This is a genomic window from Tumebacillus amylolyticus, assembly GCF_016722965.1.
GTDB classification, from domain to species: Bacteria; Bacillota; Bacilli; order Tumebacillales; family Tumebacillaceae; genus Tumebacillus; species Tumebacillus amylolyticus.
The window spans coordinates 386,676-401,322 of record NZ_JAEQNB010000004.1; the positions used below are offsets into that span (position 1 = coordinate 386,676).

Consider the following 14,647-nt stretch of genomic DNA (forward strand, 5'->3'; position numbering starts at 1 on the left):
AGCATGGCGCGCGAACGTTCACCAAAGTGGGAACAAGCCCGGCAGATGTTCGTCGATTCCAAGGTGCAGATGATGCTAAAGGACATCGGTGAAAAGTTGGGTGTTTCCGATGCGCAGATCCGCAAGTGGAAGCGGGAAGACAAGAAGAAAGGCATCGATTGGGACGCTCTCGCCAATGGTCACGTAACCAATGGTGCGAATAGTCACGTAACCAATCAGCAGCCGAATGCCCCGCCGAAGAAAAAGCCGCATGGTGCGCCAAAAGGCAACGACAACGCCAGAGGGAACAAGGGTGGAAATGGGGCTCCTCGAGGGAACAAGTTTGCGGCGGGGAACTCTGGGGGCGGTGCTCCACATCGAAACCAGAACGCCTATCGCACGGGTGAGTTCGCCGCGATCTGGATGGATGCACTCAACGACAACGAAAAAGCGATGCTTGAAAAGGTCGATACCGACCCGGTCGAATCAGTCCGGCGAGAGATCGGCCTGTTGGAGTTTCGCGAGTTCCGTATGATGCGTGACATCGAGGCGCGGAAGTCGGGCCTGAACGACAAGCAACGTCGTGTTTTGCAAGAGCGCATGCAGGTCAAGGAGCCGCAGCAGGTCCACAACGACCGCACAGGTGAAACGAGCACGGTCGTCGTCAAGCGTGAGGTCATGGCCGTCACCCAGATCGAGGAGACGGAGATGCGCGCCATCGATGACATCCTCGCGATCGAGGAAGCTCTGACCCGGGTGCAGGACAAGAAGATCAAGGCCGCCAAGACTCTTGCCGATCTCCTTGCCCAGGAGGAAAAGCTTGCGATGGACCGTGAGAAATTGGAACTGGCACGCAAGCAAGTCGAACTGGCAGAAGCGCGCCTCGACTTCGACATTTACAAGGAAACACGCAAGGAAGACCCCGACGACGATGAAACAGAAGGAGACGGGTTCGACGAGGCTGGTGGCTCTAACGCATCGTCCGCTTGGGAAGGGTGGACTGAGGAATCATGATCTCCGCTGCAGAAATCCACGTCGCCGAACAGCATGACGAGCGAGTGCTCCGCCGCGCCAATCTATACCAAAACCCCGAAGCCTTCCAAAAGCGGCTTGATCGTGCGCGGACCCTGAGGGATGCGTCCAAGAAGAGCCGCAAGAAAAAGCCAGCTCCGTTTAAATGGCTGACTCTTTCACAGAAGCAACAACTCGTGTTGTCATGGTGGACGCCTGAAAGCCCGGTATGTGATCGAGACGCGATCATCTGCGACGGGTCCGTTCGGGCAGGGAAGACCGTTTGCATGTCGTTCTCCTACGTCGATTGGGCGATGTCCTGCTTCCACGATATGAACTTCGGTCTTGCCGGAAAGACGATTGGTGCCCTGCGCCGGAACGTGATCACGCCTTTGAAGCGAATTCTTCGCGGCCGTGGGTATAAAGTCGTCGATCGACGTGCTGACAACCAACTCGTTGTCACCAAGAATCGCAGGACCAACACGTTCTACATCTTCGGCGGGAAGGACGAGAGCTCACAAGACCTGATTCAAGGGATCACTCTTGCGGGGATGTTCTTCGACGAAGTCGCCCTCATGCCGGAGTCTTTCGTCAACCAAGCGACGGCGCGGTGCTCCGTGACCGGCGCAAAGTTCTGGTTCAATTGCAACCCGGCAGGTCCGTATCACTGGTTCAAAGTCAGCTGGCTTGACAAGCTCCGGGAGAAGAATGCTCTGCATCTGCACTTCACGATGCACGACAACCTGTCACTCGACAAAGCGACGATCCAGCGGTACGAGAACCTGTACAAGGGTAGCCCCGTCTTCTACAAGCGGTACATTCTGGGGCTGTGGGTGGTTGCGGAAGGCGTCGTCTACGATATGTTCGACGATGAGATCCACAAGATCGCCGACGGTGCGCTGCCGAATCGCTTCGAGCGTTACCACATCGGCGTCGACGCGGGCCAGACGAACGCGACGGTCTATCTCCTGATTGGGGAGCTTCGCGGAAAACTGTACGTGATCCGGGAGTATTACCACGAATCGAAGGCGGTCAGCAAGAAGGACTCGGATGACGAAGAGGCCCCATCCAAAGGGAAAGCCCCGTCGGAGTACGCGGCGGACTTCCTCGCGTTCACCGTGGGGCTCAACATCTCAAACATCCTGATTGACCCCGCAGGTAAGTGGCTTCGAACGGAGTTGGAGAAGAAAGGTGTTCGTCGGATCATCAACGCCGATAACGACGTGCTCCCCGGCATCTCATCTGTGCAGGTGTGGCTGACGGAGAAACTTCTTTTCGTCGCGGAGAGTTGCAAGAACCTGCTCCGGGAGTTCGGCTCCTACATCTGGGACGTGAAAGCGGCGGAACGTGGTGAGGACAAGCCTGTGAAGAAGTTCGACCACGCGCTCGACGCCCTCCGTTACGTCGTGTACACGCTGTTCGGAAAGAAAAGGGCATCGGTTCATGGTCGCGTCGTTGGTAAATCAGTGGCGTCCAGCATCAAACTCTAATAGAGAGGAGGTGAAACCTTGGTAGCTCCCAGCAAAGTTGTCGGCCAGATCGGGAACCAGCTCTGGACGACGTTCTTCCTGTTCGACAATGCGATAGCCAACCCAGACGGCGCCCTTGTTGCAGACTTCGAACGTATGTACGAGACCGACGAGACGGTCGCAGCGGCGATCGACTTCATGATCCTCGCTGTTCTCAACAAGCTCGACCGATATACCAACGAATCCGACCCGAAGATCCAGCAGTTCGTCAACGACTGCATGGAAGGGATGAAGGGATCACTGAACCAAGCCTGCTCCGATATCCTGACAGCAATCTGGGCGGGGTACAGCGGCACAGAAATCGTTTGGAAAGCGTCCGGCGATCGTATCGTGATCGATAAACTGGTCACATACCACCCGCGAACCGTCATGTTCAACCTCGACCGTCAGACCGGCGAGCTTGCAGACGAACCGATCACCCAATGGCGATGGTTTGACGGGCAACACGTCAAGATACCGAAGAACAAGAGCCTCATCTTCACCCACGGCATCGGTGGGTTCGGGAATCCTTACGGTCGTTCTCAACTCAAACGCGGGCGGAAGAACTGGCTGCTGAAAGACCCGATCCTCAAGATGTGGGTCAACGCTTTGGACAAGTACGGCACGCCGTTGGTCGCCGCGATGGTGCCAAGCGGAGAGATCCGCGATCCTGATAATCCCGGAACAATCGATGAGCCCAACTACATTTCGAACGTCGAGTACATGAGCCGGGTGCTTGCCAACCTCCAGAATGGTACGGGTTTGGCAATGGAAGCCGGTACAGATGAGCAAAAGACAGACGTGAAGTTCCACGGGGCTGGCGCTGGGCTTGGCGATGCGTTCGAGCGAGCGGTCACCTATACGAACAAGATGCTGTTCCGCTCCGTTCTCTGTCCTTCTCTCCTGTTTGACGAGGGCCAGAGATCGGGTTCCTACGCACTTGGCCAATCGCACTTCGACATCTTCACGATGATGCTGGACGCGATCTTCCGGCAACTGGTCGACGTTCTGATCGAGCAGCTCATTCGTCCGTTGATCGAGATGAACTTCGGGCCGCAGAAAAACTACGGAACGTTCCCTGAGCGAGAGATCTCGAACGACGACAAGGACAAATTGGCGAACGTATTTGAGGCGATGACGAACAGTGGCTACCTGAACCCAGAACAGGAGGAGCACCTACACCACGTCCAGACAAAACTAGGCTTCCCGCTCACAAAGCCGGAGGACATGGAGTCGAAGCAGACGGAAATCACGGCGAGGTACGGACATTACCTTCGTGACGAGGAAGACGTTGATCCTGACCAGCAGAAACCGCCAGCCACCAAGGAGACGGCGTGAGAAAGGCAGAGAAGTTCATCGCCAAATACCTTAATGGTGTGGAAAAGAAACTGCTTGTTCGCTTTGACAAATGGATTCGGCAGGTGTTCGCGAACCTACCGCTGGGCTCATCAGAACAGGAGATCCTTCGTTGGCACCTTCCGCATGCTGGTGAATTGTCGGGGATTTTACGATCGCACTTCATCGATGTCTTCCACGTCGGGCAAGCGCATGGAACCGCCGAATGCTTGGAGAAGCGGCGTCGTATGAAGGTGAAGCTCGCTGATCTGCCGACGATCGACTTCGGAACTGGTGAAGATTTCACCCCGCAGCAGGCAATTGCCATCTTGAAAGACCGCGCTCTTACGCTGGCCGGAGTTGTCGAAGCCGATATCGTTGCCGCGGTGAAGAAACTTTGCATCTCGTACCTCGCTGGCACACCACGTCCGAAGGTCGAAGAGGAGATCGCGAAGATCCGCAAGTTCAACGAGAGCCGGGCGTCTCTGATCACCACAACGGAAACGACCTACGCCTACAACCGCGCTCGCCTCGTCTCCTACAAGGAGAACAGCGTGGACTACGTGCAGTTCAGCGCCATCATGGACTCCCGCACTTCGCAGGTGTGCAGTAGCCGTCACGGGCTCGTCATGGCGATGGATGACCCGCGCCTCGGGCAGAACACCCCACCGCTTCATGGACGTTGCAGAAGCGTCTTGATGCCGCTGTACAGCCGATACGAACCGAAAGAGGTCACTCCTGAGCGATTGGACTGGGGCGGTGTGACGGCGTTGCCGAAGGGGTGGAAGACGGGATAAAAGAAAGGATGAAATGTATGGCTGCAAATCAAATTCGACGTTTGCTTGAGCAAACTCGCGACGACATGGTGGCGGCGGGATACAAGTACACACATCTCGTGACCATCGTGGAGTTGCCGACAGGTGCTCGAGAGGTAATTGTAAATACCGATGGGTTGCAAAGTAAGATCGAATATCTCCTCAAAACCTACGATGAGAACATGCGTATGCAAGCCAACAGTGCGATTTCCATCGTAGGAGCTACAATTGCGTAATTTCACAAAGAGGGGTGATCAAGCGCATGCCGCTCAAAATTCCCGCAGCCAAGATCGGGCGTTGGCAACACCCGCAGTATGGGGTGATCGACATCAACCAGCAGAAACTCGATGAGATGAAACGAAACTTCACGGAAGGCACCATTGGTCGCCGCGCTTTTATTCGCATCGCCCATGACAAAGGGAACGCCCCCACGTTCGGTGGAGCACCCGCGGAAGCGTGGATCGACGGGTTGGTCCAGGAGGGCGACGTCCTCTTTGCTCTGGCCGAACCGACCGACGGCAGTGTCGTCGAACTGATCAAAACCCAGAAGTACCGCTATGCCAGCCCGGAATACCAAGACAACTACAAAAGCAAGATCGACGGCTCATCGAAAGGCGCGGTGCTCGAAGCAATCGCCCTCACGAATGAGCCTTTTTTGACGGGTCTTCCGGAGAACATCATGCTGTCCGATCCGCCGGACACCGTCTATCTCAACTTCAAGGAGGTATCCACCAACATGGAAAAAGTCGACCAACTGCTCGAAGAGACAAAACAAACCAACGGCTTGCTGAAAAAACTTTCTGACGGCATCGCCGCGTTGTTTAGCGGCGGGCAAAAGCCGGAGCCGACGCCAGCTGCTCCCGCACCGACGCCGCAACCCGCTCCGGCTCCCGCAGCGGCCGTGCCGAACCCCGCGGGGCAAGATGACTTCCAAAAGAAACTTGCCGACATGCAAGCGCAGATCGATGAGGCAAATGCAAACGCGCTCCAAGCGCAATCCGGCCAACGCGTTGCGGAGATCAACAAGAAGCTGAGCGATTACGTTGCCGCTGGCATCCCGCCGGCGTACATCGACAACGCCCGCAAGATCTTGCTGGGAGAAGACGGGAAAGAGGCGGGCGTGATCAAGCTGGCTGACAACGACTTCACCGCGCGCACCGCAGAGGTATACGGCATGCTCGACGCGTTCCCGGAGTCCGCACGCATCAAAATGGCGCAGTTGGGTGCCGGTGGTCACCCGCCGACTGATGACCAAAAGACGGCTGAGGAAAGCCGGAAGTTAGCTGAGCAAGCCATGATCGATCTCGGCTACCGCTTGGTAGATGGAAAATTCGTTCAGTAGAAGGAGGAAATCTCTCATGGAATTCAATCCGTTTGTCCCTGGTTTTCAAGGGGAAGTTGTTTTCGAAGATCGTAAAATCTGCGCCGTCAACGAGCACCCGCATCATCGCCTTGGCTTTACCCTCGCACCGTACACCGGTGGTTTGTATTCTGGCACTATCCTTGGTTGTTCTTCGGTCGACGAACTCCTGCGTCCCGTGACCCGCGCATCCGTTGTGAGTGGTGTCGCGGGAGAAAAGAGCGTGACTCTTGCACCCGGGGAGTCCGGCAAGTTTGGTTGGTTGATGTATCCGGCAAACAAGGATCTTCGTCTTTATTCATCCAAACCTGACGGATCTTCTGTGCAAGACCTCGGACCGATCACGGGAATCGCAGGGGATCTCGTCAGTTTCACGACCGCTCTTACGGAGGATGTAGAAACAGGTGATCTCCTCTACCTCGGTGATGGTTGCGAAACGGCTGTCGTTGTGCTTGCTGATACTGTGCCGGACAGCGACAAGTGGAAGGGTTGTACCGCCTACGTCAAAGGTGTGTTCATCGGATCTTGCCTGATCGGCCTCGACTCTGTCGCCCGTCGTGATTTGAACGCACGTGTTATCCCGGCAGGTAAGACCATCTCCGGCCAGCCCGAACAACTGGTCGTCATTTAAAAAAGGGGGATTTTTCAATTATGAGCATGAGTGCAGCTGTTACCCTTTCTTTCCCGACTACTGCCGACGTGACGCACGTTGTACGGAACACGGCTACGAATCCGTCCAAGTACCGGGGGATGGAAATCCTCCCGGACCAAGGGGAGTTCGTTAACGAAATTCAGGTCGATGTCATCAACGCCGTCCAAGGTATCGCAGGTCCGCGTCGTCTTGGTGGGCAATTCAACCAAGCAAAACTCACTAGCAATACGGTACGTAAATATGCCACAGCCTACTGGGGGGATACGTATACGATCGACGAAGACGAGTTGCTGAATGCCCGGATGGAAGGGACGTTTAACCAACGTGCCGGTTACAACCGTGTCATCCGTCGTGCAAACGAGCTCAACATTCGGCTTAACTCGCTCAAGGAAGCCCTCCGTTGGGACTCCTTGGTCAAAGGGGTCATCAAAGCGGAAAACAAGAACGTCAAGTTTGAAGTCGTATACGACATCCCTGAGAAAAATTACTTGGATATCGACTTTACCGATCCGAAACTCGACATCATTGATGTCATTGATACCATTCAAGGCATCTTTGACGGTTCTGGAGCAGAAGGGAAGAAGTTTTGGATGAACCGTGGGGTAGCATCGGATCTTGCGAAAAATACGGTGCTTCGTGATCTTCTGAAAAGAAGTAACGATGCGGCTTCCTTGACCGCGGCAAATATTCCTACCATCCTGAACAAAATGTTCCCTCAACTCGATTTTGAGGTATACACCCAGGGATACGAGAATGAAGCGGGGATTTTCGTCCCGTTCATCCCGCATGACTCTTTCATCGTCTTGGCAGAAGGCGACGAGAAATTCGGGGACTTCTGCTCGACGCTCGCGGTGCAAAACGGTGGCCTTGAAAGCCCGCAACCGGGTAAGTTCTCGTTGATCGAAGACAAAACGGCTGAGAAAGTGCCTTACATTGATGTGACGGTAGGGGAGAATGGATTGCCGCGATTCCACCATCCGCGATGGCTGGTACGTGGTAAAGCGAAGACTACCGCGTCGTTGATTCAAAACAGCAACAACCCGTCGGCAGATGCAACCTGATGACCACTGTTACCTACTGCACGCCGGACGACGTCGCAGGTCTCTTCAAACCGATCAAGGAAGATCCGGAAACGTTTGATCCTGACTACCTGTCGGGCTTCATCCGCAAAGCACAAATTCATATCAACGAGCGACTGCGGCCGCACTACGTGGTGCCGCTCGTTGCTCCGATCCCGGAGGTCATCATGTCCATTTGCTCGGACTTGGCGGCCTCCTTTGTTTTGGAGAACCATTTCTCTGAAATTATGTACCGGGAAGATGTACCGCTTGCTACGAACTATCGCCGTCGAGCGGAGGCAGATCTGGACCACGTCATCGAGCATCAGACTCTGGACGGACTTCCGGGCGTGAAAAAACACGCCCCGGAGGTACCGGAGCAACGGAGGCGTATCTACACGACGACTCCTAACCCCAGTCCCTTGCAAAATCGGTTGGGGGCGTTCGATGCTGCGACGCGGGGTCGATGGTAGAGGGGATGTGATTGATTATGAGCGACGGATTTCAGATCATCGTTGACGATAAGCGGGTAGTGGAAGCACTTGCGTCCCTGCGCGAACACACTCAAAATCTTCGCCCTCTCATGGGCGGGATCGGCACCGTTATGATTCGCTCTGTTCATCAGAACTTCGAGGCGCAGGGGCGGCCGTCACGATGGAAGCCTCGAAGCGTAAAAACGATGATGTCGTATGAGGAGCATGCCGTTCAGCAAGCGAGACGGACTAAAAAGCACCAAAACGCCAAGACTCCGGCGACAAAAGCGAAATTGGAAAGCCAAGCGGTCACAAAAATGTGTGGCAACCTGATTCTGCAACGGTCTGGCGCTTTGAAACAAAAAATTATTCTTGGCGAAGTGACGAATCACTCTGTCGAAATTGGTTCCTCGCTTCCGTACGCTCGCATTCACCAACTCGGCGGCACGATCGGGGCACATACGGTACGAGCAAGACGTAAACGGGCCTTGTTGATCCCGACTCAGAACGGGTACATCTTCCGAAAGGAAGCGCACATCCCTCAGATCAAGATCCCAGCGCGCCCGTATCTCGTGCTTCAGCAGCATGATTTGGACGTGATCGCGGCGATGGCCGTCGATTACTTGGAGAGAGGAGCGATCGGATGACAGAGGAAGTCCTGAACGCTCTCATCGATTCTTTCAAAGCCGCAAACGGACTGTCTGCGATCAAGAACTTCCACAAGTTCAAAGGAATGGTTCCGGGTGAACGTCCGACGATCTCCGTGGCATGCGGAACGGTGCGATTCAAGGAGTACGACAACGAACAAGACGAAGCTACCATCCCAGTGGAAGTGCTGGTGTACCTCAGAGATCTTAACCCCATTCGTGGGGAGGAGATGGTGAGAGCCCTCGCAGACGAAGTGCGCTTTGCCTTGCTGGAAAACTCAACCCTCGGCGGTACCGTCTGTAGCACAGATGTTGTGGAAGTCGTGTATGAGACGAACGAATTGGAGAAGACGGAGCGATTGCACTATGCCGTCGTTGCTGCAGAATCCGTCTTCTTTGCTCCACGCCGTCGTCAGGGTCCGCCGGCGCCGATCCTGCGGGAACTCCTCCTCGATCTTGGTGACGAGGTCGGAGAAATCAACTATGAAGACGAAGGAGGGACCACCTGATGTCCAACCAGCAATACATCGTGCCCCGCGTGGGCGTAAGCGAGATGCCGCCGGAGCTGAACACTTCGGCGGGCGTTTCGCTCGGCGTGATCGGTATCGTCGGGACCTTCTCAAAGGGTCCGATCAACACGCCGATTACCTGCTACAACGTGTATGACGTCAAGCGCCAATTTGGTGACGATGCGATGAACCTGACCGGATTCAAATCCGCACGAGGAGCGTTCAACCAAGACCCCCGCCCGGAGAAAATCGTCATCGTGCGTGTCGCCTCTGCTGCGGCTAAGACGGCGTCGCTCGACCTGCTCGACGGGCAGAGCACCCCGAAGGCGTCCATCAACGTCTCCGCGCTCACGAAGGGCACGGATGGCAACAACGTCAGCGTGAAGATTACTGCCGGCTCGACTCCGGGGACTTTTGACCTCGTCGTCAGCTACAAGCGCTTGCCGCAGGAGACCTTCACGGGACTCGACCTTGACACCCTCGGCATTCCCTCTTCCTACGTCACGCTGACGAAAGCGGCCGGAGCAAACGACATTCCGGCCCCGCTCGATGACACCCCGCTCAGCGGCGGTGATGACGGTGCGACGACTGCCGATGCTGACTACATCGGTTCGGTGGACACCAATGGAGTTCGCACTGGTTTGAAGGTGCTGGAGACGGTCAACGTCAACGTTGTGCTCTGCGCTCAACAGACGTCCAATGCGATCAACCAAGCGCTGATTCAACACTGCGAGCAGATGAACGTCCAGCGGGGTCTCCGTGTCGCCGTACTGAATGCGAAAAAGGCGGCAACCCCCAGCCAAACGATTGCGGCCCAGACGTACAACAGCGGACGGGCGATCATGGCCTACCCGTGGGTTTACCCCGTTGAGGACACCACCAAGACGGTAGCCCCTGATGGTTATTACGCTGGAGTCTTGGCGGCACTCGCGGCGCATATCTCGCCGTCTTCGCAAAAAGTGCAAGGGATCGCGGCGTTGGAGCGAGTCATTCCGATGGATGCAGATGACGCAGACCTTATTGCCCTGACGATGGCGAGGATCTCGCCGTTCGCCCAGGACATCATGTCGTCCGAAATCGTGATCTCCAACGGACTGACCACTTTCTCGTATGCCGATCCGGCCACACAAAACGACTGGTCCCAGACCTGCTACCGTCGCATCTTCGACAAAGTTGAAATGGACGTAGCCGCTCGAACCAAGTGGGCGAAATCTCAGCCGATCACGGAGAAGGGGATGTTCCAACCGCTCCGTGATCAGATCGACATGATCCTCCGGGATTACAAAGACAAGGGTGAGATCTTCGACTTCCGTCCGACGATCTGTGACAAGTCCAACAACACCGCGGAAACGATCCAAGCGCGGCGCGTGATCACCGGGATCAGCATTCGCCCTGCTGCGGCCGCGGACTACATCGACCATAACATCAGCCGTTTTTCGGCGTAGGAAGGAGTTGACGCACGATGAAGCGTCCTGCACAGGGATTTGACGTCGTTGTTGCGGTCACTACCGCAGCGGGACCGGCTCTTGTTGGCGAGTTTGTGGAAGTGAGTCTTAACATTAGCCATGATCCCGAACGATACCAACCAGTCGGCTCTCGTACACCGATGTGGCTCGATGGCGACGTAGAACTTGACGGAGGCTTGAAGCGCGGGTTTATTGATGCCGGCAATCTTCTCATGTCAATGTTCGGTACAAGAGAAATTGGTCCGGGAACCAGTTTCACGAGTGCGCGATTCGTGATCACTGCGACTTTTAATGCTCCGGAAAAGGCGCTTGTCGGGAGATACAGCATGCAAGGTTGCATGTTTACGAAGCTAGGTGTCTCCGTGAAAGGCGGCAAAGCCGTGGTCGACAGCGATTACCAATTCAAAATCGAAACTCTTAAGGAGGCAGATGCACTATGACCAACAACCAAAACGTAACCACGTACGGCCCGCTGAAACTCCCGAAATCCGGAAAGGAAATTTTCTTCCGTGAACCGACCCTCGGCGACAAGATGGAGGTCTTGAAAGCGAACCCGATCACCGAAGAAAACCTTGCATCCGGCAATGAAGTGGTGGGAACTTACATCGCTTTGAAGTGCATCACCACGATCAATGGCGTTCAACCGACTGACTCCTACAAGTTCTTCGCGGCCAACTGGCCGAAGGCTGACGTGGACTTCTTCAAAGCAGTTTTCGGCAAGGTTTGCACCTCGTCCACCGAAGAAGACGTTGACGTGGCCGTTGATTTTTTGCTGGGTCGCTCGGCCTCCGGGACTTCTTCTACTGCAACGACGCCTCAAACGGAGCAATAAGCCCGGAGTCATGGGAGGCGATGCCCGATTGGAAGCGTCGCCTGTACGCTCGTAGTGCAGTGGAGTACATCGAGTGGAAAAACGAACAGATGCGGCAGTCGTGAGGACTGCCGGTTCGCTGAGCGCATGCCTTGACGTGCGTTGAGCGAATCTGAACCGGGAAGGGGGTGAGAATTTGTCAGGTAAGGATTTGCAGATTTCTTTGAAGATCACCGCTCAAGATCAAGCGAACAAAATCCTGCAACAAACGGAACAAGAACTTGGCAAGATGGGCAAGGAAGCCAAGGCGGCCGCCGACGGTGCGAAGAATGCGACCGTTGAACTCGGAAACATCGCGAAGCGAGCAAAGGAGCTGACGACAGGCTCCAAAGAAGTGAACACGCAGCTCGACGCGATGGGCAAGGAAGCCAAGACGGCATCTGCGAGTTCGAAAGCATTGTCCTCTGAGATCGGTAACATCAGCAAAGAGGCACGCGAAGCCGCGCAGGACGCTCGCAAGATGACGTCTGAACTCGGTGGAATCGGTCGTGAGGGTGCACGGGGTCTGAGGGAAGCCTCGGAGCAAGCGAAGCAACTCAGGAACAATATCAGCAACGTCGGAAGCAAGAAGCCCGACATGAATTGGCTAAGCACAATGTCCACTGGTCTTACCAACGTCAGCAAGGTGCTCGGGGATGTCAGCACAAAACTGGAAGCCATGAAGATGTCCGGCTTGTCTGACGTCGCGGTTGGTACCGGCATGCTCGCGGGGATCTACAAAACGACCGAACAGGCCGGCGAGATCCAAATGAAAAACATTGAGCTCGGCGGTGTCTACGGACTCTCTCAGGATAGTCCTGAGATGACGCACCTGAACCAAGAAGCCAAAGACCTCTCATCCAAAACGCTTTTCTCCACACATGACATCCTCGGGATCGACACAGAGCTCGCTCATGCTCAAATTTCTAAAGAAAAATTGAGCAAGGTCACGCCGGAGGCAACTTATCTCGCGGAAATCGAGGTAGGCATGGGCAAGTCATCGTCAGCGGGGCGAACCGCATACAACTTTGCTCGTATGGCGGAGGATGCCGGGATCACCAACGACGAAAAAAAATTGTCCAAGTTCTCCGACTCCATGTACCGCGTCATCAACACGACTCATGCCAGCTCCGAAGGTCTCGGTGAGACATTCAAATATGGCATGCCTGTCGTCAAGAAAATCGGCTGGGACGAGAACGACATGCTACAAGCTTCCGCGATGGCGGCGATCAACGGCATGGAGGGGTCGATGGCGGGCGTTCACATCAAGGACTACGCCCAGCGCATCAATCCATTCAAGTATCTCGGCAGCCCTGGGGGGCAGAAGCAACTAGGGGCCATGGAAGACGCGGGGCTTATCTCTGGGGTTCAATATGATGCCAAAGGCAAGAAAATCGTCGGGTTCGATAGCGCGGCTCTCCTATCGGACAAAGACCATATCAAACACTACTCCGACATGATCGATGTCCTTTCCCGGAAGCATGACGAGTTCATTGCCAAGGGGGCAAAGACTCAGTACACGCTTGAGATGACAGACGATGAAATCCAAAAAATGAAAGAACACGCCCAAGAGATGACGGGTCAAGATCTGACCGGCGGTGAACTAGAATGGGCCGCGCTGATGAACCACATCTTCGGTGAACAGGGGCAAGACTTCGCGCTGATCTCATCGCACCCGGAACAGTATGCAAAGTTGAACAACTCTCTCGGAAACCAAAAGGATCTCCACACCCAGATTGACACGATCCGCGATTCCTACGAAGGGCAAAAGCACATCCTGCTCTCGAATCTCGGGAATCTGTCCACGGAGATCGGGAATGCTTTGTTGCCGGGAATAACGGACTTGATGAAAGAATTGCAACCTTCAATCACTTCTGCAACAGAATGGGTGAAAGCAAACGGCGAAACCGTGCGAGAAGTAGCGAAGTGGACGGGTGAGATCGGAGGGTTCGTTCTCGCAATCGGTGCGGCAAAACTTGCTCTAGGGGGAGTTGGGTCCGCACTCTCTCCTTTGATGAATTTCGGAAAAAACTTTGTAGACCTCGTTGATAAGCAAGTCGTGAGCCCGCTTAAAAACAAGTACGGCAAAACAACCGTCGAAGACACGATCCCAACGAAGGCTATCAACGCGAATGTGGTAAATGTCTACGGGAAGATGGTGGATAACGTAGGTGGGAATCCTGCTAATGGCGGAGGCGTAACAACAGGCACAAGAACTGCAAGAACCACCATCGGAGAAACCGCATCAGTTGCAGGTGTAGAAGCTCAAACAGCCGAACGGGCAGCTAGCCAAAATAGTTCTAGAATCACTAGGGCATTGCAATCTGGCAAGCAATCTATAAGCGGGGCATTAGACCGTGGGAAGTTTATGTTGCCTGTAACAGCGGCGATTGGGGTTTATGACGTAGTGACTGCACCGGAAGGACATAAGGTCGAAGCTGGAGCAAAGGCATCAGGGAATATCATCGGTGGCTGGGCTGGCGCTGAGGCTGGTGCTGCTTTCGGTGCGACTGTGGGTTCTATTGTCCCAGGTGTCGGTACCGCAATCGGCGGTGTCCTCGGAGGAATCATCGGGGGTATCGCTGGCTCTGTGATGGCAGATAAAGTAACTGATAGTTTGTTAGGTATCAAAGCGAATGCTGAATCGATTCTAGGGAGTGTAAACACTGGGAAAGGCTCAATTTGGAACGGATATGGCGGAAGCGGCGCGTACGCCCAAGGTAAGGTCGAGGTTGGGAAACCGGCGCCAGCTACATCCTACAAATGGGGATCGTCAGGGGGAGGGAGCTACGGCTTCACAACAGCTCCCGTGACCTCCAATGCGCCTTTGGCATCGAGGCAGTCCAGTGTGGTCTACAACGACCATTCCACCATCAACAACAACGGCGGAAACACCGCGGAGGCCGTGAAGGCATGGGAGAGCCGAAACTGGGGCGGCAATCTTTCGAGACAACAGCCGCTGTATGGGCAGTAAGGAGGGATGG

15 protein-coding genes are annotated in these 14,647 nt (G+C 55.0%); all 15 read left to right on the top strand.

The window, feature by feature from the left end:
* Positions 1-3: 3 nt before the first annotated feature.
* The 15 genes from terS (at position 4) to JJB07_RS14895 (ending at position 14,637) form a co-directional block, all read left to right on the top strand.
* Positions 4-993: a phage terminase small subunit gene (terS, locus tag JJB07_RS14825; RefSeq protein ID WP_201636361.1), complete on the top strand. Its 990-nt coding sequence runs from the start codon at positions 4-6 to the stop codon at positions 991-993.
* Positions 990-2,480, top strand: a complete 1,491-nt coding sequence (locus JJB07_RS14830; protein ID WP_201636363.1) for a PBSX family phage terminase large subunit — start codon at positions 990-992, stop codon at positions 2,478-2,480. The genes terS and JJB07_RS14830 overlap by 4 nt, the downstream gene beginning before the upstream one ends.
* Positions 2,481-2,498: 18 nt before the next feature.
* The gene (locus tag JJB07_RS14835) at positions 2,499-3,836 is read left to right on the top strand and encodes a phage portal protein family protein (RefSeq protein WP_201636365.1); all 1,338 of its coding nucleotides are present in this window, start codon (positions 2,499-2,501) and stop codon (positions 3,834-3,836) included.
* Positions 3,833-4,630, top strand: a complete 798-nt coding sequence (locus tag JJB07_RS14840; protein ID WP_201636367.1) for a minor capsid protein — start codon at positions 3,833-3,835, stop codon at positions 4,628-4,630. Before JJB07_RS14835 ends, JJB07_RS14840 begins: the two co-directional genes overlap by 4 nt.
* A 17-nt stretch (positions 4,631-4,647) precedes the next feature.
* Complete coding sequence (locus JJB07_RS14845; RefSeq protein ID WP_201636369.1) at positions 4,648-4,884, top strand: hypothetical protein; 237 nt, start codon at positions 4,648-4,650, stop codon at positions 4,882-4,884.
* A 26-nt stretch (positions 4,885-4,910) separates the two neighbouring features.
* A complete protein-coding gene (locus JJB07_RS14850) occupies positions 4,911-5,990 on the top strand; it encodes a phage protease (protein ID WP_201636371.1) in 1,080 nt (359 codons plus the stop codon).
* A gap of 16 nt (positions 5,991-6,006) precedes the next feature.
* A complete protein-coding gene (locus tag JJB07_RS14855) occupies positions 6,007-6,639 on the top strand; it encodes a hypothetical protein (RefSeq protein WP_201636373.1) in 633 nt (210 codons plus the stop codon).
* 20 nt (positions 6,640-6,659) lie between these two features.
* Positions 6,660-7,721, top strand: a complete 1,062-nt coding sequence (locus tag JJB07_RS14860; protein WP_201636375.1) for a major capsid protein — start codon at positions 6,660-6,662, stop codon at positions 7,719-7,721.
* Complete coding sequence (locus JJB07_RS14865; protein ID WP_201636377.1) at positions 7,721-8,191, top strand: phage protein Gp36 family protein; 471 nt, start codon at positions 7,721-7,723, stop codon at positions 8,189-8,191. The genes JJB07_RS14860 and JJB07_RS14865 overlap by 1 nt, the downstream gene beginning before the upstream one ends.
* Positions 8,192-8,208: 17 nt before the next feature.
* Positions 8,209-8,838 (top strand): phage virion morphogenesis protein, encoded by a 630-nt coding sequence (locus JJB07_RS14870; RefSeq protein WP_201636379.1) that lies wholly within the window; start codon positions 8,209-8,211, stop codon positions 8,836-8,838.
* Entirely contained in the window at positions 8,835-9,347 is a 513-nt protein-coding gene (locus tag JJB07_RS14875; protein WP_201636381.1) for a hypothetical protein, read from the top strand. Before JJB07_RS14870 ends, JJB07_RS14875 begins: the two co-directional genes overlap by 4 nt.
* Positions 9,347-10,792 carry a phage tail sheath subtilisin-like domain-containing protein gene (locus tag JJB07_RS14880; protein WP_201636383.1) on the top strand — a complete coding sequence of 482 codons (1,446 nt, stop codon included), beginning with the start codon at positions 9,347-9,349 and terminating at the stop codon, positions 10,790-10,792. Before JJB07_RS14875 ends, JJB07_RS14880 begins: the two co-directional genes overlap by 1 nt.
* A 17-nt stretch (positions 10,793-10,809) precedes the next feature.
* Positions 10,810-11,253, top strand: a complete 444-nt coding sequence (locus tag JJB07_RS14885; protein ID WP_201636385.1) for a hypothetical protein — start codon at positions 10,810-10,812, stop codon at positions 11,251-11,253.
* Positions 11,250-11,645, top strand: coding sequence for a hypothetical protein (locus tag JJB07_RS14890; protein ID WP_201636387.1), 396 nt, complete (start codon positions 11,250-11,252; stop codon positions 11,643-11,645). Before JJB07_RS14885 ends, JJB07_RS14890 begins: the two co-directional genes overlap by 4 nt.
* A 175-nt stretch (positions 11,646-11,820) precedes the next feature.
* On the top strand, positions 11,821-14,637 hold the full coding sequence (locus JJB07_RS14895; protein WP_201636389.1) for a phage tail tape measure protein: 2,817 nt from the start codon (positions 11,821-11,823) through the stop codon (positions 14,635-14,637).
* Positions 14,638-14,647 lie beyond the last annotated feature (10 nt).